This is a genomic window from Shigella sp. SIG6, from assembly GCF_053555815.1.
On sequence record NZ_JBQZXC010000047.1, the window covers coordinates 1 to 20,566 of the forward strand.

Annotated in this window: 16 protein-coding genes and 1 pseudogene; 9 read left to right on the forward strand and 8 right to left on the reverse strand. The window is 52.8% G+C overall.

What is annotated here, in order from left to right; translation table 11 throughout:
* Positions 1–105 precede the first annotated feature (105 nt).
* Positions 106–387 carry a hypothetical protein gene (locus ACUU1M_RS10155; protein ID WP_001181211.1) on the forward strand — a complete coding sequence of 94 codons (282 nt, stop codon included), beginning with the start codon at positions 106–108 and terminating at the stop codon, positions 385–387.
* Positions 388–592: 205 nt separating this feature from the next.
* On the opposite strand, the gene glpD is transcribed toward ACUU1M_RS10155, so the two are convergent.
* The gene (gene glpD / locus ACUU1M_RS10160) at positions 593–2,098 is read right to left on the reverse strand and encodes a glycerol-3-phosphate dehydrogenase (protein WP_000448141.1); all 1,506 of its coding nucleotides are present in this window, start codon (positions 2,096–2,098) and stop codon (positions 593–595) included.
* Positions 2,099–2,287: 189 nt separating this feature from the next.
* Between glpD and glpE the strand changes: the two genes are divergently transcribed.
* The 3 genes from glpE to ACUU1M_RS10175 are packed head-to-tail and all read left to right on the forward strand — an operon-like array spanning position 2,288 to position 4,264.
* The gene (gene glpE, locus ACUU1M_RS10165; protein WP_000371928.1) at positions 2,288–2,614 is read left to right on the forward strand and encodes a thiosulfate sulfurtransferase GlpE; all 327 of its coding nucleotides are present in this window, start codon (positions 2,288–2,290) and stop codon (positions 2,612–2,614) included.
* A gap of 44 nt (positions 2,615–2,658) precedes the next feature.
* A complete protein-coding gene (glpG, locus tag ACUU1M_RS10170; RefSeq protein ID WP_000928716.1) occupies positions 2,659–3,489 on the forward strand; it encodes a rhomboid family intramembrane serine protease GlpG in 831 nt (276 codons plus the stop codon).
* 16 nt (positions 3,490–3,505) lie between these two features.
* Positions 3,506–4,264: a DeoR/GlpR family transcriptional regulator gene (locus ACUU1M_RS10175; RefSeq protein WP_000815099.1), complete on the forward strand. Its 759-nt coding sequence runs from the start codon at positions 3,506–3,508 to the stop codon at positions 4,262–4,264.
* Here the strand turns inward: ACUU1M_RS10175 and rtcR are convergent.
* Positions 4,246–5,844 (reverse strand): DNA-binding transcriptional regulator RtcR, encoded by a 1,599-nt coding sequence (gene rtcR / locus ACUU1M_RS10180; RefSeq protein WP_152028941.1) that lies wholly within the window; start codon positions 5,842–5,844, stop codon positions 4,246–4,248. The two genes, ACUU1M_RS10175 and rtcR, sit on opposite strands and share 19 nt — an antisense overlap.
* A gap of 188 nt (positions 5,845–6,032) precedes the next feature.
* Between rtcR and rtcB the strand changes: the two genes are divergently transcribed.
* Both rtcB and rtcA read left to right on the forward strand, forming a co-directional pair.
* Complete coding sequence (rtcB, locus tag ACUU1M_RS10185) at positions 6,033–7,259, forward strand: RNA-splicing ligase RtcB (RefSeq protein WP_001105456.1); 1,227 nt, start codon at positions 6,033–6,035, stop codon at positions 7,257–7,259.
* A gap of 3 nt (positions 7,260–7,262) precedes the next feature.
* Positions 7,263–8,279: an RNA 3'-terminal phosphate cyclase gene (gene rtcA / locus ACUU1M_RS10190; RefSeq protein WP_004970179.1), complete on the forward strand. Its 1,017-nt coding sequence runs from the start codon at positions 7,263–7,265 to the stop codon at positions 8,277–8,279.
* A 42-nt stretch (positions 8,280–8,321) separates the two neighbouring features.
* Here rtcA and malT read toward each other — a convergent pair.
* Positions 8,322–11,052: pseudogene (gene malT / locus ACUU1M_RS10195) on the reverse strand (HTH-type transcriptional regulator MalT).
* Positions 11,053–11,663: 611 nt separating this feature from the next.
* Here malT and malP point away from each other — a divergent pair.
* Positions 11,664–14,057, forward strand: coding sequence for a maltodextrin phosphorylase (gene malP, locus ACUU1M_RS10200; RefSeq protein ID WP_000081892.1), 2,394 nt, complete (start codon positions 11,664–11,666; stop codon positions 14,055–14,057).
* A 9-nt stretch (positions 14,058–14,066) separates the two neighbouring features.
* Positions 14,067–16,151, forward strand: coding sequence for a 4-alpha-glucanotransferase (malQ, locus tag ACUU1M_RS10205; RefSeq protein WP_000444369.1), 2,085 nt, complete (start codon positions 14,067–14,069; stop codon positions 16,149–16,151).
* Between the two features lie 44 nt (positions 16,152–16,195).
* Here malQ and ACUU1M_RS10210 read toward each other — a convergent pair whose 3' ends face one another.
* The 3 genes from ACUU1M_RS10210 to gntX form a co-directional block, all read right to left on the reverse strand.
* The gene (locus ACUU1M_RS10210) at positions 16,196–17,416 is read right to left on the reverse strand and encodes a gluconate transporter (RefSeq protein ID WP_001131764.1); all 1,221 of its coding nucleotides are present in this window, start codon (positions 17,414–17,416) and stop codon (positions 16,196–16,198) included.
* Between the two features lie 360 nt (positions 17,417–17,776).
* Complete coding sequence (gene nfuA / locus ACUU1M_RS10215; RefSeq protein ID WP_000619389.1) at positions 17,777–18,352, reverse strand: Fe-S biogenesis protein NfuA; 576 nt, start codon at positions 18,350–18,352, stop codon at positions 17,777–17,779.
* Between the two features lie 58 nt (positions 18,353–18,410).
* Positions 18,411–19,094, reverse strand: a complete 684-nt coding sequence (gene gntX, locus ACUU1M_RS10220; RefSeq protein ID WP_000958727.1) for a DNA utilization protein GntX — start codon at positions 19,092–19,094, stop codon at positions 18,411–18,413.
* Between the two features lie 37 nt (positions 19,095–19,131).
* Between gntX and bioH the strand changes: the two genes are divergently transcribed.
* Entirely contained in the window at positions 19,132–19,911 is a 780-nt protein-coding gene (gene bioH / locus ACUU1M_RS10225) for a pimeloyl-ACP methyl ester esterase BioH (RefSeq protein ID WP_001060068.1), read from the forward strand.
* Here bioH and ACUU1M_RS10230 read toward each other — a convergent pair whose 3' ends face one another.
* Together ACUU1M_RS10230 and ACUU1M_RS10235 are read right to left on the reverse strand one after the other, a co-directional pair.
* On the reverse strand, positions 19,912–20,277 hold the full coding sequence (locus ACUU1M_RS10230; protein ID WP_000237588.1) for a type II toxin-antitoxin system PemK/MazF family toxin: 366 nt from the start codon (positions 20,275–20,277) through the stop codon (positions 19,912–19,914).
* Positions 20,271–20,540 carry an AbrB/MazE/SpoVT family DNA-binding domain-containing protein gene (locus tag ACUU1M_RS10235; protein ID WP_011069541.1) on the reverse strand — a complete coding sequence of 90 codons (270 nt, stop codon included), beginning with the start codon at positions 20,538–20,540 and terminating at the stop codon, positions 20,271–20,273. Before ACUU1M_RS10235 ends, ACUU1M_RS10230 begins: the two co-directional genes overlap by 7 nt.
* Positions 20,541–20,566 lie beyond the last annotated feature (26 nt).

Here is a 20,566-nt window from a genome sequence, read left to right on the forward strand (position 1 = left end):
GCCAAAGGGTCCCGTTTTTTTCGCCATCATTTCGGAAAAGTGTCCAGAAGGGGCAAGGGGACTCGGGGAGTATAATTTCGCCATTCAGAAAGAATGGAAAGAATAATGCAAAATAGAAAATGGATTTTGACCTCGCTGGTAATGACTTTTTTCGGCATCCCAATACTGACGCAATTTTTTGCAGCGGTTATTGCCATGCTGGGGGCTGGGCTTGCCGCTATTCCTGAGGTTTGCAATTTACTCTTTACGCCAACAATTTACCTTCTGCTCAATATTTTTATGCTGACGCTGGGCGCATTAATGCTATTTTTCTCGGGGCGAGTGGGGAACGTGCCTGAGTTTTGTTACGTTGGGTATGATGGCGTGGGCTTTGCGGTAATTCCCTGAATTAAAAAGTAGGTTAGATTTTTGACAAAGTGCGCTTTGTTCATGCCGGATGCGACGTGAACGTCTTATCTGGCCAACAAGACCATGCAAATTCAATATATTGCATAAACCACGTAGGCCTGATAAGCGTAGCGCATCAGGCAGTTTTGTGTTTGTCATCAGTCTCAGGCCAGATTGAAATCTGACCTGATCACCTTACGTTAATTTACGACGCCAGCGACAACTTCTGCTGCGTATATTCCACCAGCCACTGACTCACACGAGATTGTTGATCCGCATTCAGCCACATGCCTTGTTTTGTGCGACGCCACAGGGCATCGTCGGTGCGGCGGACCCATTCGTGATCCACCAGGTATTTCAGTTCCGCTTCGTAGAACTCATGACCGAAATCTTCCCCGAGATCGCTTACCGTTCCCGCATTGCCGAGCAGCAGCTCGCTGTTGCTGCCGTAAGTGCGCGCGTAGTGACGTGCCAGCGATTCAGTCAGGAACGGGTAACGGCGGCGCAGGCGAGCGGCGTAATCGTCGCGGTCGCCTTCAATGGCACCACCCGGCAGCACGCTCTCTTTCGTCCACGCCGGGCCAATACCCTGATAATACGGCGTCAGTTTTTCCAGCGCATGTTCTGCCAGTTTTCGGTAGGTGGTCAGCTTACCGCCGAATACCGACAGCAGCGGTGCTTTGCCGTTTTCATCATGGATATCAAGGGTGTAATCACGGGTAATGGCTTGCGGCGAGTCGGATTCATCATCACACAGCGGACGCACACCGGAGTAGGTCCAGACGATATCGTCACGGCTTAGCTGCTTTTTAAAGTGCGCGTTATACACTTTCAGCAGGTAATTGATTTCACTCTCTTCAATCTTCACTGCTTTCGGATCACCTTTGTATTCCACATCGGTGGTGCCGATGATGGAAAACTCGTCCATCCACGGGATCACGAACACAATGCGTTTATCTTCGTTTTGCAGAATGTAGGCCTGCTTTTGGGTATGCACGCGCGGCACCACAATATGGCTGCCTTTGATCAGGCGAATGCCATAAGGCGAAGGCAGATGCATCCCCTCGTCGAAGAACTGTTTCACCCACGGGCCGGTGGCGTTAACCAGGCCGCGCGCTTGCCAGCTATATTTTTTGCCGGTATCGATATCTTCCGCTTCCACAATCCACAGGCCGTTTTCGCGGCGAGCAGAGGTGGCGCGAGTCCGAGTAAGCACTTCGCCGCCTTTACGCACCACCATCTGGGCGTTGGCGAGTACCAGACGGGCGTCGTCTACCCAACAGTCAGAATATTCGAATCCGCGCTTAATTTCCGGTTTTAACACTGAATTTGCGCCAAAACGCAAACCAGTTGATCCCGGCAGGCTGGTGCGTTTACCCAGATGATCGTACATAAACAGACCAATGCGAATCATCCACGCCGGGCGCAGATGCGGACGATGTGGCAGGCGAAAACGCATCGGGAAGGCGATATGCGGAGCCATTTTCAGCAGCACTTCACGTTCAGCCAGCGCCTCGCTGACCAGGCGGAATTCATAGTGCTCAAGGTAGCGCAGGCCACCGTGAATGAGTTTTGAACTGGCGGAAGAGGTCGCGCAAGCGAGATCCTGCGCCTCCAGCATCAGCACGGATAAACCGCGTCCAGCGGCGTCTGCCGCGATACCAGCACCATTGATGCCGCCACCTATCACAATCAGATCTTTGGTTTCCATGCTGCCCTCATTCACTTTCGCTAAAGCTCATAAATGTTCGTTATCGAACATATTAGCAAAGAATCGCGCTTTGGGTAACATTGAAAAAACATTTTAGAGTGATATGTATAACATTATGGCGTTTATCTGCCGCTTCGACGTAAACTGTGCGGTAAATTTGCCCACTTGTTTGTAAAGAAAGAGAGACGCATGGATCAGTTCGAATGTATTAACGTTGCCGACGCGCACCAGAAGTTGCAGGAAAAAGAGGCGGTGCTGGTCGATATTCGCGATCCACAGAGTTTCGCTATGGGGCATGCGGTGCAGGCTTTCCATTTAACCAACGACACGCTGGGCGCGTTTATGCGTGATAACGACTTTGACACTCCGGTGATGGTGATGTGTTATCACGGCAATAGCAGCAAAGGGGCGGCGCAGTATCTGCTGCAACAGGGCTACGATGTGGTCTATAGCATTGACGGCGGCTTTGAAGCCTGGCAGCGACAGTTTCCCGCAGAGGTGGCGTACGGCGCGTAACGCTTTATACTGTCCCCTTTTGTGTGGAATAAGCGACAGCAACGATGTTGATGATTACCTCTTTTGCTAACCCCCGCGTGGCGCAGGCGTTTGTTGATTACATGGCGACGCAGGGTGTTATCCTCACGATTCAACAACATAACCAGAGCGATGTCTGGCTGGCGGATGAGTCCCAGGCCGAGCGCGTGCGGGCGGAGCTGGCGCGTTTTCTCGAAAACCCGGCAGATCCGCGTTATCTGGCGGCCAGCTGGCTGGCAGGCCATACCGGCAGTGGCCTGCATTATCGCCGTTATCCTTTCTTTGCTGCCTTGCGTGAACGCGCAGGTCCGGTGACCTGGGTGATGATGATCGCCTGCGTGGTGGTGTTTATTGCCATGCAAATTCTCGGCGATCAGGAAGTGATGTTATGGCTGGCCTGGCCATTCGATCCAACACTGAAATTTGAGTTCTGGCGTTACTTCACCCACGCGTTAATGCACTTCTCGCTGATGCATATCCTCTTTAACCTGCTTTGGTGGTGGTATCTCGGCGGCGCGGTGGAAAAACGCCTCGGTAGCGGTAAGCTAATTGTCATTACGCTTATCAGCGCCCTGTTAAGCGGCTATGTGCAGCAAAAATTCAGCGGGCCGTGGTTTGGCGGGCTTTCTGGCGTGGTGTATGCGCTGATGGGCTACGTCTGGCTACGTGGCGAACGCGATCCGCAAAGTGGCATTTACCTGCAACGTGGGTTAATTATCTTTGCGCTGATCTGGATTGTCGCCGGATGGTTTGATTTGTTTGGGATGTCGATGGCGAACGGAGCACACATCGCCGGATTAGCCGTGGGTTTAGCGATGGCTTTTGTTGATTCGCTCAATGCGCGAAAACGAAAATAATTCCAGGGATTTATAAATGAAACAAACACAACGTCACAACGGTATTATCGAACTGGTTAAACAGCAGGGTTATGTCAGTACCGAGGAACTGGTGGAGCACTTCTCCGTCAGCCCGCAGACTATTCGCCGCGACCTCAACGAGCTGGCAGAGCAAAACCTGATCCTGCGCCATCATGGCGGCGCGGCGCTGCCTTCCAGTTCGGTTAACACGCCGTGGCACGATCGTAAAGCCACCCAGACCGAAGAAAAAGAGCGCATCGCCCGCAAAGTGGCGGAGCAAATCCCCAATGGCTCGACGCTGTTTATCGATATCGGCACCACGCCGGAAGCGGTGGCGCACGCGCTGCTCAATCACAGCAATTTGCGCATTGTCACCAACAATCTCAACGTTGCTAACACGTTGATGGTAAAAGAAGATTTCCGCATTATTCTCGCCGGTGGCGAATTACGTAGCCGCGATGGCGGGATCATTGGCGAAGCGACGCTCGATTTTATCTCCCAGTTCCGCCTTGATTTCGGCATTCTGGGGATCAGCGGCATCGACAGCGACGGCTCGCTGCTGGAGTTCGATTACCACGAAGTTCGTACCAAGCGCGCCATTATTGAGAACTCGCGCCACGTTATGCTGGTGGTTGACCATTCAAAATTTGGCCGTAATGCGATGGTCAATATGGGGAGCATCAGCATGGTTGATGCCGTCTACACCGACGCCCCGCCGCCAGTAAGCGTGATGCAGGTGCTGACGGACCACCATATTCAACTGGAGCTGTGCTGATCCTGCACGGCTTCCCACGTCAGACCAAAACGCGCCAGGTATTTGCGTAGCCGATCCGCGTCATTGACGCTGGCTTTGCCCTGGCGCGAAACATCAAAAAGCTGTCGTCCGGCAGCAGAAAGCGACTTTGCCTGGCGGCAGATAGCGATAACGTGTTCCAGTTGCATACGGTCGAAGAGATCGATGTTTTCTGCCTCTGCGCCCAGCAACGCCGTAAGCGCGGAGGGGCGGCTCTCCTGCCAGTTATAGCGCAGACGGTTTATCTCATCTTCCACCACGTCCAGAGTGATGCGTCCGCTAGTGGCAAAGGTGGCCATCCGCGTGACGCTGGCAGAAAGTTCGCGAAAGTTACCGCGCCATGTTGCCTGGGGAGATGTTGCAAAGGCCAGCCAGGCACGCCGCGCTTCGGTGTTAAAACGCACGCTGTCACCAGTGAGTGTGGCGTGGCGCTCCACTTCATAATCCAGGTTCGGTTCAATATCTTCCTGGCGCTGGCGTAGACCCGGCAGGGTGAAGGTCCAGAGATTGATCCGCGCGTACAGATCTTCGCGGAATTTGCCTTCGGCAACCAGCTGGCGCAAATCGCGCACCGTTCCGGCGATAAGCTGAAAATCACTGCTCACCTGGCGATCGCTGCCAAACGGGTAAAAGGTTTTCTCTTCAATAGCTTTCAGCAGCATTGCCTGTTCGTCTGCGCCCAGTTCGCCAATCTCATCAAGAAACAACATTCCGCCGTTGGCGCTGCGTAATAATCCTTCACGAGATTCCCGCGCCCCGGTAAACGCGCCTTTCACATGACCAAACAGCGTCGACATCGCGGTATCGCCGCGCAGGGTGGCGCAGTTCACTTCCACAAACGCGCCGCTAAACTGATGCCGTGCCTGTTTTAACTCGAAGATGCGTCGCGCCAGAAATGACTTACCTGCGCCGGTCGGGCCGTTAAGCAGAATCGGCGCGCGGGATTTAATCGCCACTTTTTCGATCTGCTCAATCATGCGGTTGAAGTGGGGGTTACGCGTGGCAATACCGGATTTGAGGAAATCGAGCGTTTGCTGCCGTTCCTCGGCAAAGCGGCTGGCGATGGCGTTATAACGGCTTAAATCGAGATCGATAATCGTCACTTCACCTGGGCAGCGCGGCTGTTCTTTTTTGCGCGGAGTTGAAGATTGTATCAACCGGGCGGGTAGATAACGCGCTTCCGCCAGCAGAAACCAGCAAATCTGCGCGACGTGGGTGCCGGTGGTGATGTGAATTAAATAGTCTTCTTTTTCTGGCTGAAACTCGTAACCACGGGCGAAATCATGCAGGCAGGCGTAAACCTCTTCGAAATCCCACGGGTTATGCAGTTCAATCTCAACGCCCACCACTTCTGTTTCTGGCGAAACGCTGGCGATATCGCGTTTAAGCGTTTCAAATAGCGAGCGCGAGCGGGCATCGTGCAATAATTCCAGTCGATCGATGACCAACGATTCTTGCTGGCATATACAGAGTGACGGACGCCATTTTGACCAGCGCTGACTGCCGCGTCCGGCATAATCCAGCACGGTACCGACAAAGCCAAAAGCCACTGTTTTACGCATCTTAGATATCCTTATAAAAGGCGATATTTCATTATCGGTAAATCGGCTTTGCGGGAAATCTCCGTTTACGGACATAAAGATATAATCTTTTTAGAAACAATAAATTAAAAAATTAATCTGCTTATTTAATTTTCTGGCACGACGGTTGCAATTATCAGGACCGCAAACAACGAAAAGAGAAAAACAAAATGAATTACGAATTACTGACCACTGAAAATGCCCCGGTAAAAATGTGGACCAAAGGCGTGCCGGTAGAAGCCGATGCGCGTCAGCAACTTATTAATACGGCGAAGATGCCGTTTATTTTCAAACATATTGCGGTAATGCCTGATGTACACCTGGGTAAAGGTTCCACCATTGGTAGCGTGATCCCGACCAAAGGGGCGATTATTCCGGCGGCGGTGGGCGTGGATATTGGCTGTGGAATGAACGCGCTGCGTACCGCGTTAACGGCGGCAGACCTGCCTGAAAACCTGGCGGAGCTGCGTCAAGCGATTGAAACGGCCGTACCACACGGGCGTACTACCGGGCGTTGTAAACGTGATAAAGGCGCATGGGAAAACCCGCCTTTTAACGTCGATGCGAAATGGGCTGAGCTGGAGGCCGGTTATCAGTGGTTAACGCAAAAATATCCGCGTTTCCTTAACACTAACAACTATAAACACCTGGGAACGCTGGGAACGGGTAACCACTTTATTGAAATCTGCCTTGATGAGTCGGAGCAGGTGTGGATTATGCTGCACTCCGGTTCACGCGAAATTGGTAACGCCATCGGGACTTACTTTATCGATCTGGCGCAAAAAGAGATGCAGGACCAACTTGAGACGTTGCCGTCGCGTGATCTGGCGTACTTTATGGAAGGTACGGAATACTTTGATGATTACCTAAGAGCCGTGGCCTGGGCGCAGCTTTTCGCCAGCCTTAACCGCGATGCGATGATGGAAAATGTGGTAACGGCGTTGCAGAGCATTACGCAGAAAACGGTCAGACAGCCACAAACGCTGGCGATGGAAGAGATCAACTGTCACCACAACTATGTGCAAAAAGAACAGCACTTTGGTGAAGAGATCTACGTGACGCGTAAAGGTGCGGTGTCTGCGCGTGCTGGTCAATATGGAATTATTCCCGGTTCGATGGGAGCAAAAAGCTTTATCGTCCGTGGGCTGGGAAATGAAGAGTCGTTCTGTTCGTGCAGCCACGGTGCCGGGCGGGTAATGAGCCGAACTAAAGCGAAAAAACTGTTCAGCGTGGAAGACCAAATTCGTGCCACCGCGCATGTGGAATGCCGTAAAGATGCCGAAGTGATCGACGAAATCCCGATGGCGTATAAAGATATTGATGCGGTGATGGCGGCACAAAGCGATCTGGTGGAAGTTATCTACACCCTGCGTCAGGTGGTGTGCGTAAAAGGATAAATGATGAAAAGGATGATTGCGCTGGATGGCGCACAGGGCGAAGGCGGCGGGCAGATCCTGCGCTCGGCGCTGAGCCTGTCGATGATAACCGGCCAGCCATTTACCATCACTGGCATTCGAGCCGGACGGGCGAAACCGGGGCTGCTGCGCCAGCATCTGACCGCGGTAAAAGCGGCTGCGGAAATTTGTAGGGCAACGGTGGAAGGCGCGGAGCTGGGATCGCAGCGTCTGGTCTTCCGGCCTGGCACCGTGCGCGGCGGCGATTACCGCTTTGCTATCGGTAGCGCCGGAAGTTGTACGCTGGTGCTGCAAACGGTGCTGCCCGCGCTGTGGTTTGCCGATGGACCTTCGCGTGTTGAAGTGAGCGGCGGCACCGATAACCCGTCGGCGCCGCCTGCGGATTTTATCCGCCGGGTGCTGGAGCCGCTGCTGGCGAAAATAGGAATTCATCAGCAAACCACGCTGTTACGTCACGGTTTTTATCCTGCCGGAGGCGGTGTGGTGGCAACGGAAGTCTCGCCCGTGGCATCGTTTAACACCTTGCAACTTGGCGAGCGCGGGAACATTGTGCAGATGCGTGGAGAAGTTCTATTAGCTGGTGTGCCGCGCCATGTTGCTGAGCGTGAAATCGCTACACTGGCGGGGAGTTTTTCCCTGCATGAACAGAATATTCATAACCTGCCGCGTGACCAGGGGCCGGGTAATACCGTCTCGCTGGAAGTCGAAAGTGAAAATATCACTGAACGCTTTTTCGTCGTCGGTGAAAAGCGCGTCAGTGCCGAGGTGGTAGCCGCGCAGTTAGTGAAAGAGGTGAAACGCTACCTGGCAAGCCCAGCGGCGGTGGGGGAATATCTCGCCGACCAACTGGTACTGCCGATGGCGCTGGCGGGCGCGGGAGAATTTACGGTCGCCCATCCTTCATGCCATCTGCTGACCAATATCGCGGTGGTGGAGCGTTTCTTGCCGGTGCGGTTTGGTTTGATAGAAACAGATGGCGTAACGCGGGTGAGTATTGAATGATGTAAAGATGTAAACCGGATCCAATGCATTATCCGGCTAAACTCACACCCCATAACCCATCATCTTCAGCAGTTTCTGCGCGTGCTGCACGGCAGCCTGACGGTGGGCGACGCCGAGTTTTTGGTACAGATTGCGGATATGCGTCTTGATGGTGGTTGCCGCCACTTCCAGTTCGCCCGCAATTTGTTCATTGCTGTAACCGGAGTAGATCAGCCCCAGGACCTGCCATTCACGTTGGGTCAACGGGCTGGTGCGGATTAGTTCTGGCACTTCCGGATGATTTAGCAGACGTTCAACGAAATTCTCATCGAAATGGGCGAATTTATGCCGATGATGTTGATTGATTTCTCGCAGAATACGCTGCGCGCGATGCTGTTCCAGTTCCGGCAGCGTATTAAGTTGAATCAGCTGGCGCAGTTGTTGCGCCATCGCTTCGCCTTCGATGACAAAATGACTGATAAATCCGGTGCGATTCGCCAGTTTTAATGCGTCCAGCAACACGCGCTGGGCGTCACTTTTACGTCCGGCCTGCCAGTACAGTTGATTAAGCAGCAACAGGTTACGGTTGAGATCGCTCATCAACCGCAGACTGCGGGCATTTTCATTGAGTTCTTCGAGAACAATTTCCGCAGGTTCAAACTCGCCCAGCAAGATTTGTGCGCGGGCAATGTTGCGCCATTGACCTTGCAGGAAGTGGTTGTTCGCAAACTCCGGTTTAGCCGTATGACGCAACCAGTTGGCAGCGGCGGCTTTATCGCCGGTCATTTGCCAGTAAATCACCCGGACTTTGTTGGCGTTAGAGATCCAGTCGCTGTGATATTTGCCATTCCCCAGCAGGTTTTCCAGACGGTTCAACTGGCTACGGGCGTTATCTAAATCACCACGGGCCAGCGAGCATTGAATCAACATTGCCAGGCACTGAAGCTGTTGCTGTGGCTGATAAGACGACAAGACTTCAATCCCGCTACGCGCCGACGCTTCGGCTTCATCCAGCCGTGCCCAGGCCCATAACAGTTGTGCTCGGATGCGCACCAGAAACTCATGCATTGGCAGCTGTTCCAGATGCTGCTCGTTGATCAGCTGGAACGCTTTTTCCTGCGTTTCCCACGCGGTTTGCAGGAACCCTTGGGCAAACAGAATTTCACTTTGCTGAATTAAACTCCATAAGGCGTAGTGCCAGACGTCGTGCTGGCGTGCCATCTGTTCGGTTTGCTGCACTAGCGCCAGTGAGCGGGTCAATTCGCCTTTGCAGTGCAGCACTTCACCCAGCACCGAGGTTGCCACAATGCGGCTATAGAACCAGCCCGGCGGCAGCTCTTCCAGTGCCAGTTTTGCCAGCCGTTCCGCTTCATCCGGATTACCATCGTTAATCGCCACCTGGGCGCGCAGAGCGTTAAATTCTGCGTGCATGGTGCCTTCTCTGATGTCCTTGATTTCATGTTCAGCACGGGCTAGCAGGGTGTTAACTTCGCCATAGCGATGTTGGCTTTGCATTAGCCACGCCTGCAATAACACTAACTGCGGATTTTCCAGCAAACTGTCCCACGGCAGGGCCTTAAGCGACTCTTCCAGCAGCGACAGTTCGCTATGGTTGAACAAACTCCAGGCGTGATTAAGCAGAATATCGCGCAGCATCAGCGCATCGCCTGCCGCCAGCGCATGATGAATCGCTTCGCTGGGAAATCCCTGGGCCATCCAGCTTTCTGCGGCGGCACGGTGGATTTCCGGCAGCTCCGCCGCCAGTTCCCACTGGCAGCTCCGCCGCCAGTTCCCACTGGCAGCGCTGGCGCAGGAAGTTGCCAAACAGCGGGTGATAGCAGAACCACTCGCCGGTATCATCCATCCGCTGTAAAAACAGCCCCTGACGCTCAATCTCTTCGAGACGCATTTGCCCGTTTTCTTCGCCGGTCACACGGGTGATGAGGGCATCGTTCATTGAGCGCAAAATGGCGCTTTTCAACAGAAAATGGCGCGTTGCGAGATCGACGTTATCCAAAACCTCATCGACCAGATAATCCGAAAGATGGCTGGCATTGATTCCCGCCAGGCGGCGTGCCGACTTATGGGCTGAGTGGGTATTCTGCCGGGCGGAGAGGGCGATTAGCTGTAGTGCCGTCGCCCAACCGGAAACGTCATCGCAAATCCGACTGCTTTCTGCGGCTTCAATCGGCGATGACAGACGGCAATCAAAAAACTGCTTCGCTTCCTGATGGGTAAATGCCAGTTGCTGACTGCCAATTTCCAGCAGTTGGTCACGAACACGCAGATTGGCAATGCCCAGTTGCGGAAGGTTGCGTGACAACACCACCAGGGTGAGATTTTCTGGTTGATGGCGAATAAAGAAGCGCATTGACTCGTGGATCACTGGATTAGTGATCAGATGATAGTCATCGATGACCAGATAAAGTGGGCTATGCCATTCCGCCAGCTCAATGAAAAGCTGGGCGAAGAGTGACGTCAGGCTGGCATATTGCCGTTTTTGCGCCATCGTCTCACATATCGCACAGTGACCGTTGGTTGCCTGCTGCACGGCGGCAATGAGATAGCTGGCGAAACGCTCTTGCTGGTTATCACCTTCATCCAGCGAGTACCAGCCGATATCGTTTTTGCCTGCCGCCCACTGGGAAATGAGGGTGGTCTTTCCGTAGCCCGCAGGACTCGTGATCAGCGCCAGCCGGAAGTTGTTCGCGCCGGAAAGTTTAGCCAGCAGGCGCTCACGAACCACGGTATGGTCGAGTCGAACCGGACGACTTAGTTTTGACGGAATCAGCATAGTTAATCACTTCACTGTGGAAAATGAGGAAATATTATTTTTTTTGCGCTTCGTAATTAATGGTTATAAGGTCGGCCAGAAACCTTTCTAATGCAAGCGATGACGTTTTTTTATGTGTCTGAATTTGCACTGTGTCACAATTCCAAATCTTTATTAACAACTCACCTAAAACGACGCTGATCCAGCGTGAATACTGGTTTCCCTTATGTTCATCAGATTCATTTAAGCAAGGGTTTCTTCTTCATTCCTGATGAAAGTGCCATCTAAAAAGATGATCTTAATAAATCTATTAAGAATGAGATGGAGCACACTGGATATTTTACTTGTGAAACTGTTTCACTCCTTTACTTAATTTATAGAGTTACCTTCCGCTTTTTGAAAATACGCAACGGCCATTTTTTGCACTTAGATACAGATTTTCTGCGCTGTATGGCATTGATTTGCTGCTAATCCTGTGGTTTGCACTAGCTTTAAGTGGTCGAGATCACATTTCCTTGCTCATCCCCGCAACTCCTCCCTGCCTAATCCCCCGCAGGATGAGGAAGGTCAACATCGAGCCTGGCAAACTAGCGATAACGTTGTGTTGAAAATCTAAGAAAAGTGGAACTCCTATGTCACAACCTATTTTTAACGATAAGCAATTTCAGGAAGCGCTTTCACGTCAGTGGCAGCGTTATGGCTTAAATTCTGCGGCTGAAATGACTCCTCGCCAGTGGTGGCTGGCAGTGAGTGAAGCACTGGCCGAAATGCTGCGTGCTCAGCCATTCGCCAAACCGGTGGCGAATCAGCGACATGTTAACTACATCTCAATGGAGTTTTTGATTGGTCGTCTGACGGGCAACAACCTGTTGAATCTCGGCTGGTATCAGGATGTACAGGATTCGTTGAAGGCTTATGACATCAACCTGACTGACCTGCTGGAAGAAGAGATCGACCCGGCGCTGGGTAACGGTGGTCTGGGACGTCTGGCGGCGTGCTTCCTCGACTCAATGGCAACTGTCGGTCAGTCTGCGACGGGTTACGGTCTGAACTATCAATATGGTTTGTTCCGCCAGTCTTTTGTCGATGGCAAACAGGTTGAAGCGCCGGATGACTGGCATCGCAGTAACTACCCGTGGTTCCGCCACAACGAAGCACTGGATGTGCAGGTAGGGATTGGCGGTAAAGTGATGAAAGACGGACGCTGGGAGCCGGAGTTTACCATTACCGGTCAAGCGTGGGATCTCCCCGTTGTCGGCTATCGTAATGGCGTGGCGCAGCCGCTGCGTCTGTGGCAGGCGACGCATGCGCATCCGTTTGATCTAACTAAATTTAACGACGGTGATTTCCTGCGCGCCGAACAGCAAGGCATCAATGCGGAAAAACTGACCAAAGTTCTCTATCCAAACGACAACCATACTGCCGGTAAAAAGCTGCGCCTGATGCAGCAATACTTCCAGTGTGCCTGTTCGGTAGCGGATATTTTGCGTCGCCATCATCTGGCGGGGCGTAAACTGCACGAACTGGCGGATTACGAAGTTATTCAGCTGAACGATACCCATCCAACTATCGCGATTCCAGAACTGCTGCGCGTGCTGATCGATGAGCACCAGATGAGCTGGGATGACGCTTGGGCCATCACCAGCAAAACTTTCGCTTACACCAACCATACCCTGATGCCAGAAGCGCTGGAACGCTGGGATGTGAAACTGGTGAAAGGCTTACTGCCGCGCCATATGCAGATTATTAACGAAATTAATACTCGCTTTAAAAAGCTGGTGGAGAAAACCTGGCCGGGCGATGAAAAAGTGTGGGCCAAACTGGCGGTGGTGCACGATAAACAAGTGCATATGGCGAACCTGTGTGTGGTTGGCGGTTTCGCGGTGAACGGTGTTGCGGCGCTGCACTCGGATCTGGTGGTGAAAGATCTGTTCCCGGAATATCACCAGCTATGGCCGAACAAATTCCATAACGTCACCAACGGTATTACCCCACGTCGCTGGATCAAACAGTGCAACCCTGCACTGGCGGCTCTGTTGGATAAATCACTGCAAAAAGAGTGGGCTAACGATCTCGATCAGCTGATCAATCTGGAAAAATTCGCTGATGATGCGAAATTCCGTCAGCAATATCGCGAGATCAAGCAGGCGAATAAAGTCCGTCTGGCGGAGTTTGTGAAAGTTCGTACCGGTATTGAGATCAATCCACAGGCGATTTTCGATATTCAGATCAAACGTCTGCATGAGTACAAACGCCAGCACCTGAATCTGCTGCATATTCTGGCGTTGTACAAAGAAATTCGTGAAAACCCGCAGGCTGATCGCGTACCGCGCGTCTTCCTCTTCGGCGCGAAAGCGGCACCGGGCTACTACCTGGCGAAGAATATTATCTTTGCGATCAACAAAGTGGCTGACGTGATCAACAACGATCCACTGGTTGGCGATAAGTTGAAGGTGGTGTTCCTGCCGGATTATTGCGTTTCGGCGGCGGAAAAACTGATCCCGGCGGCGGATATCTCCGAACAAATTTCGACTGCAGGTAAAGAAGCTTCCGGTACCGGCAATATGAAACTGGCGCTCAATGGTGCGCTTACTGTCGGTACGCTGGATGGTGCGAACGTTGAAATCGCCGAGAAAGTCGGTGAAGAAAATATCTTTATTTTTGGTCATACCGTGGAACAAGTGAAGGCTATTCTGGCCAAAGGCTACGACCCGGTGAAATGGCGGAAGAAAGATAAGGTGCTGGACGCAGTATTGAAAGAGCTGGAAAGCGGTAAATACAGCGACGGCGATAAGCATGCCTTCGACCAGATGCTGCACAGTATCGGCAAACAGGGCGGCGATCCGTATCTGGTGATGGCGGATTTCGCAGCCTATGTTGAGGCACAAAAGCAGGTGGATGTGCTGTACCGCGACCAGGAGGCCTGGACTCGCGCGGCGATCCTCAATACCGCCCGCTGCGGTATGTTTAGCTCGGATCGCTCTATTCGCGATTATCAGGCTCGTATCTGGCAGGCAAAACGCTAAGGAAGCTCGATGGAAAGCAAACGTCTGGATAATGCCGCGCTGGCGGCGGGGATTAGCCCCAATTACATCAATGCCCACGGTAAACCGCAGTCGATTAGCGCCGAAACCAAACGGCGTTTGCTTGACGCGATGCATCAACGTACCGCCACGAAAGTGGCGGTAACGCCAGTCCCGAATGTCATGGTTTATACCAGCGGCAAAAAAATGCCGATGGTGGTGGAGGGCAGCGGCGAATATAGCTGGCAGCTGACCACCGAAGAAGGAACGCAGTACAAAGGCCATGTAACGGGGGGCAAAGCGTTCAATCTACCGACGAAGCTGCCGGAAGGTTATCACACGCTAACACTCACCCAGGACGACCAGCGCGCGCATTGCCGGGTGATTGTCGCCCCGAAACGTTGTTACGAACCGCAGGCTTTGCTGAATAAACAAAAGCTGTGGGGTGCCTGCGTTCAGCTTTATACGCTGCGATCGGAAAAAAACTGGGGTATTGGGGATTTTGGCGATCTCAAAGCGATGCTGGTGGATGTGGCAAAACGTGGCGGGTCGTTCATTGGCCTGAACCCGATTCATGCGCTCTATCCGGCAAATCCGGAGAGCGCCAGCCCATACAGCCCGTCTTCTCGCCGTTGGCTGAATGTGATTTATATCGACGTTAACGCCGTTGAAGATTTCCATCTTAGCGAAGAGGCTCAGGCCTGGTGGCAGTTGCCGACCACGCAACAGACGCTGCAACAGGCGCGCGATGCCGACTGGGTCGATTACTCCACGGTTACCGCCCTAAAAATGACAGCATTACGAATGGCGTGGAAAGGTTTCGCGCAACGTGATGATGAGCAGATGGCCGCGTTTCGCCAGTTTGTTGCAGAGCAGGGCGACAGCCTGTTCTGGCAGGCAGCCTTTGATGCGCTACATGCCCAGCAAGTGAAAGAGGACGAAATGCGCTGGGGCTGGCCTGCATGGCCAGAGATGTATAAGAACGTGGATTCACCAGAAGTGCGTCAGTTCTGCGAAGAACATCGTGATGACGTCGATTTTTATCTCTGGTTGCAGTGGCTGGCTTACAGCCAGTTTGCCGCCTGCTGGGAGATAAGCCAGGGCTATGAAATGCCGATTGGCTTGTATCGTGATCTGGCGGTTGGCGTAGCGGAAGGTGGGGCGGAAACCTGGTGTGACCGTGAACTATATTGCCTGAAAGCATCGGTTGGCGCGCCGCCGGATATCCTCGGCCCGTTGGGGCAGAACTGGGGATTACCGCCAATGGACCCGCATATCATCACCGCGCGTGCCTATGAACCGTTTATCGAGCTGTTGCGTGCCAATATGCAAAACTGCGGCGCATTACGAATTGACCATGTGATGTCGATGCTGCGTTTGTGGTGGATACCGTATGGCGAGACGGCAGATCAGGGCGCGTATGTTCACTATCCGGTGGATGATCTGCTCTCGATTCTGGCACTCGAAAGTAAACGTCATCGCTGTATGGTGATTGGTGAAGATCTCGGTACCGTACCGGTAGAGATTGTCGGTAAGCTGCGCAGCAGCGGTGTGTACTCTTACAAAGTGCTCTATTTCGAAAACGACCACGAGAAGACGTTCCGTGCACCGAAAGCGTATCCGGAGCAGTCGATGGCGGTTGCGGCGACACATGACCTGCCAACGCTGCGTGGTTACTGGGAGAGCGGGGATCTAACGCTGGGCAAAACCCTGGGGCTGTATCCGGATGAAGTGGTACTGCGCGGTCTGTATCAGGATCGCGAACTGGCGAAGCAAGGGCTGCTGGATGCACTGCATAAATATGGTTGTCTGCCAAAACGTGCCGGGCATAAGGCATCGTTGATGTCGATGACGCCGACGCTGAACCGTGGTTTGCAGCGCTACATTGCCGACAGTAACAGTGCTCTGTTAGGACTACAGCCGGAAGACTGGCTGGATATGGCCGAACCGGTGAATATTCCTGGCACCAGTTACCAGTATAAAAACTGGCGACGCAAGCTTTCCGCAACGCTTGAGTCGATGTTTGCCGATGATGGCGTGAACAAGTTGCTGAAGGATTTGGACAGACGGCGCAGAGCTGCAGCGAAGAAGAAGTAGAGTGCGGTTGATGTCGGATGCGATGCATCCGGCAGTCAGTGTTATCAAATCGCCATATTCAGCAGCAGACAGCCTACCAGACCGCACACCGAGATAATGGTTTCCAGCATCGACCAGGATTTGATGGTCTCGCCGATAGTCAGGTTAAAGTACTCTTTGAACAGCCAGAAGCCCGGATCGTTCACATGAGAGAAAATCACACTACCGGAACCCAGCGCGATACGCAGTACGGCAGCAATCGACCAGGCCATCAGCAGCGGAGAAATGTTGGTTTCGTGCATCATGGAAGCAATGTATTTGTCCACGCCGCTGTCTACCAGCACCTGCTTGAACGCACCGCCACCACCGATGATCAACAGCATCATCGCAATGATTTTGATGGAAGAAACCAGCGTGTCGTTAATCTGATCCATTGAACGACCACGGTTCAGACCAAAGGTGAACATCGCAATCAGCACGGCAATCAGCGTTGCCATTACCGGGTCACCGAGGAACTCCCCTACCGGCAGGAAAGCGTGACCTTTCGGCAGGATCATTTCGGCAATCGCACGCATCGCCATCAGCACAACCGGCACCAGAGAGGTCCAGACGCTGACGCCAAAGCTCGGCATCTCTTCTTCGCTGAAGGTTTTCGCGCTGTAGAGACCTTCCGGGATTGGCTTATCGATACCTTTCAACACGCGAGCGTAAACCGGACCGGCGAGAATCACGGTCGGGATTGCCAGAATAGTACCGTACAGCAGGGTTTTACCCATATCGGCATTGAAAATGGTGGCAATCGCAGTCGGGCCCGGATGCGGTGGCAGGAAGCCGTGGGTCACAGACAGTGCAGCCGCCATTGGTACACCAACATACAGCAATGGAATATTCGCGGAAGCCGCGATGGTAAACACCAGCGGCAGCATCAGCACGAAGCCCACTTCATAGAACAGGGCAAAACCAACGGTAAAACCGGTTAACACCACCGCCCACTGGATGTGCTTTTTACCAAATTTGGCAATCAGCGTGGTGGCGATACGTTGTGCGCCACCGCAGTCTGCCAGCATTTTGCCCAGCATTGCGCCAAAACCCATGATCAGGGCAAGGCTACCGAGCGTCCCGCCGACACCGGCTTTGATGGAGCCAATAACTTTATCCAGCGGCATTCCTTGCATTAATCCAACAGCAAGCGCCACGAGGACGAGAGCGATGAAGCCGTTCATTTTGAAGCGGATCATCAGGAGCAACAACAAGATTACACCGATAGCAACAATGACTAATGGCATGATTTACCTGGCCTTTCATTTGTTATGGGTAACGTCAATTTTCTGACGACAAACTCTAATTATCCCAATCGGGAACAGAGATATTGCGGCACCACGACTGATACCCACTAAAACTAATTATTGTAGTCAGATGTCAGGAGTATGTTTGGTACCCATGTGAATGATACGGGTAACATCTGGCGTTTGAGAATCACCAGAGCGGGGTAAATTTAAATTATGAGAGGTTGGTCATATTATCGCGGGGAAACGAAGGGAGGGATTTGCCAAAGCAATGCTGTGCCAACGTCTGGCACATGTTCAACGTAGGCCCGAAATGACGCTTTAGCGTCGCATCGGGCAATCTACAAAAGAGGGGATAACTTAGTAGTAGGAGTGTTCGCCGCGCTGGTGTTCGGTGAGATCGCGCACACCTTTCAGCTCCGGGAATTCGTTCAGCAGCTGCTTCTCGATCCCTTCTTTCAGCGTCACATCGACCATGGAACAACCGTTACAGCCGCCGCCAAATTGCAGAATGGCGTAACCGTCTTCGGTGATTTCCATCAGCGAAACGCGACCACCGTGACCAGCAAGCTGTGGGTTGATCTGCGACTGCAGCATATACTCCACGCGCTCCATCAGCGGTGCATCGTCTGCCACTTTACGCATTTTGGCGTTCGGGGCTTTCAGCGTTAACTGAGAACCCAACTGGTCGGTAACAAAGTCGATCTCTGCATCTTCCAGGTATGGTGCGCTTAACTCATCAACATACGCGGTCAGCAGGTCAAATTTCAGGGCAGTGTCGGTGGCTTCCACGGCATCCGGCGGACAATAAGAAACACCACATTCAGCGTTAGGCGTGCCAGGGTTAATCACAAATACGCGGATTTGTGTCCCTTCTTCCTGATTTGCCAGCAGTTTGGCAAAGTGCGCTTGTGCAGCATCGGAAATACGGATCATAGTAATGGCCTAATAGTTGACTATTTTAGTTGGTTATAATACGCCCATCATCGAGGCTCTACAAGGTTCGACAAAGGCACCAGACCTGGACAGTCGCCGCACCATTGCGTAAAAGCAACTGCGCAATCTCTGCGACGGTACTTCCGGTGGTAACGACATCATCCACAATCACCATATGGCGACCTTGCACGGGCAATTCAAGACGAAAGGCATTTTTCAGGTTGCGCTTGCGCAGCCGGGCACTGAGAAAATGCTGGGTCGCAGTGGCCCGTGTACGTGTGACGGCTTCGCTATCCCATTGGCAGTGCAACCAGCGTGATAACGGCTGACACAGCAAATCGCTCTGATTAAATCCCCGACGCCAGTGACGCCGCTGCCATAACGGAACGCTGATGATGCGATCCGGCAATTGCAACCCGGTGGTGCGACGAGCGTGTAAGACTTCCAATAGTAACAGACGTGACAGGGCGCTGGCGATTTCACTGCGCCGGGAAAATTTAAGCTGGTGGATAAGCGGACTTAACGGCGGCGCATAGTCGGCAACCGTGACCAGTCTTTGCCAGGGCGGCGGTTTTTGCAGGCAGCGACCGCAGGGAAGATGGGAGTGTGTGGCGGGTAATCCACATTGTGGGCATAACGTTTTATCTGTGCGGGTGGCGCGTGAACAGACCGAACAAATCCCCCAATGACCTAACGCCAGTGGCATTCGGCATAGCCAGCATAATCCCGGTACTGTTAGCATATGTTCATCCTTGTAAGTCAAAAGAGAACAATAGCGGATGAATAACATCTGGTGGCAGACCAAAGGTCAGGGGAATGTTCATCTTGTGCTGCTGCACGGATGGGGACTGAATGCCGAAGTGTGGCGTTGCATTGACGAGGAACTTAGCTCGCATTTTACGCTGCACCTTGTTGACCTGCCCGGCTTCGGGCGTAGCCGGGGATTTGGTGCGCTGTCACTTGCTGATATGGCCGAAGCCGTGCTGCATGATAAAGCCATTTGGTTAGGCTGGAGTCTGGGCGGGCTGGTGGCAAGCCAGATTGCGTTAACCCATCCCGAGCGTGTTCAGGCGCTGGTCACCGTGGCGTCGTCACCTTGTTTTAGTGCTCGTGACGAGTGGCCGGGGATAAAACCGGACGTGCTGGCGGGATTTCAGCAGCAACTCAGTGATGATTTTCAGCGTACAGTGGAGCGGTTCCTGGCGTTACAAACCATGGGGACTGAAACGGCGCGCCAGGATGCGCGGGCGTTGAAGAAAACCGTTCTGGCGTTACCGATGCCGGAGGTTGACGTGCTTAATGGCGGGCTGGAAATCCTGAAAACGGTCGATCTCCGTCAGCCGCTGCAAAACGTGTCCATGCCGTTTTTGCGATTGTATGGCTATCTCGACGGTCTGGTGCCGCGCAAAGTGGTGCCGATGCTGGATAAACTTTGGCCTCACAGCGAATCATATATCTTCGCCAAAGCGGCCCATGCGCCGTTTATTTCGCATCCGGTCGAGTTTTGTCACCTGCTGGTGGCGTTGAAGCAGAGGGTGTTGGTGGTAAGTGAGAGCTAATTATTGTGGGTCGATTAAATTCACCAGTTTACTGATAACTTCACTAATCAATTTTTCATCGGCAACGGTATGAAATTTAGCGCCACGGGCAATAAGATCGACGGCTTTTAGCTGGTGACAAAGTACAACGCCATGCAGGTTACCGGTTTGCGTATCACGGGGGAGGACGTTCACCGTCACCCCTGTGGAACGTGCTGCATTTGCCCCTGTTGAAATCGGGCAGCACATAGCAACTTTTAAAACATTGTTGAGTTTTTTGTCCGTTACCACAATGCAATAATGTGGCCCCTGAAGTTCATGCCCGGCAACCGGATCAGGGTTAAAATACCAGATCTCACCACGATGTGGCGTCCGTGCCTTTACCATGCTTCATTACCTTTTTTCCCTTCAGCCCATCCTTCTGTGGACTGATTTAGCTCCGTAATTTCGCTTTCATCGATTTGGCTCAACAACTGCGCGACGGTAAGACGCCCACGCGGTTTGTGCTCTGTGGCGCGCAAATTAACGCTATCGCCTTTTTTCTCCACGGTAAGCTCTGTGCCCGGTGACCAGCCAAGATCGATGGCAAGATCTCGTGGGATAGTAACGATCATGGCTCCTCCTTGTTGCCGTAATTTCACTGTCTGCATATCAGTTCCCTAAGTGCTACTTTGTG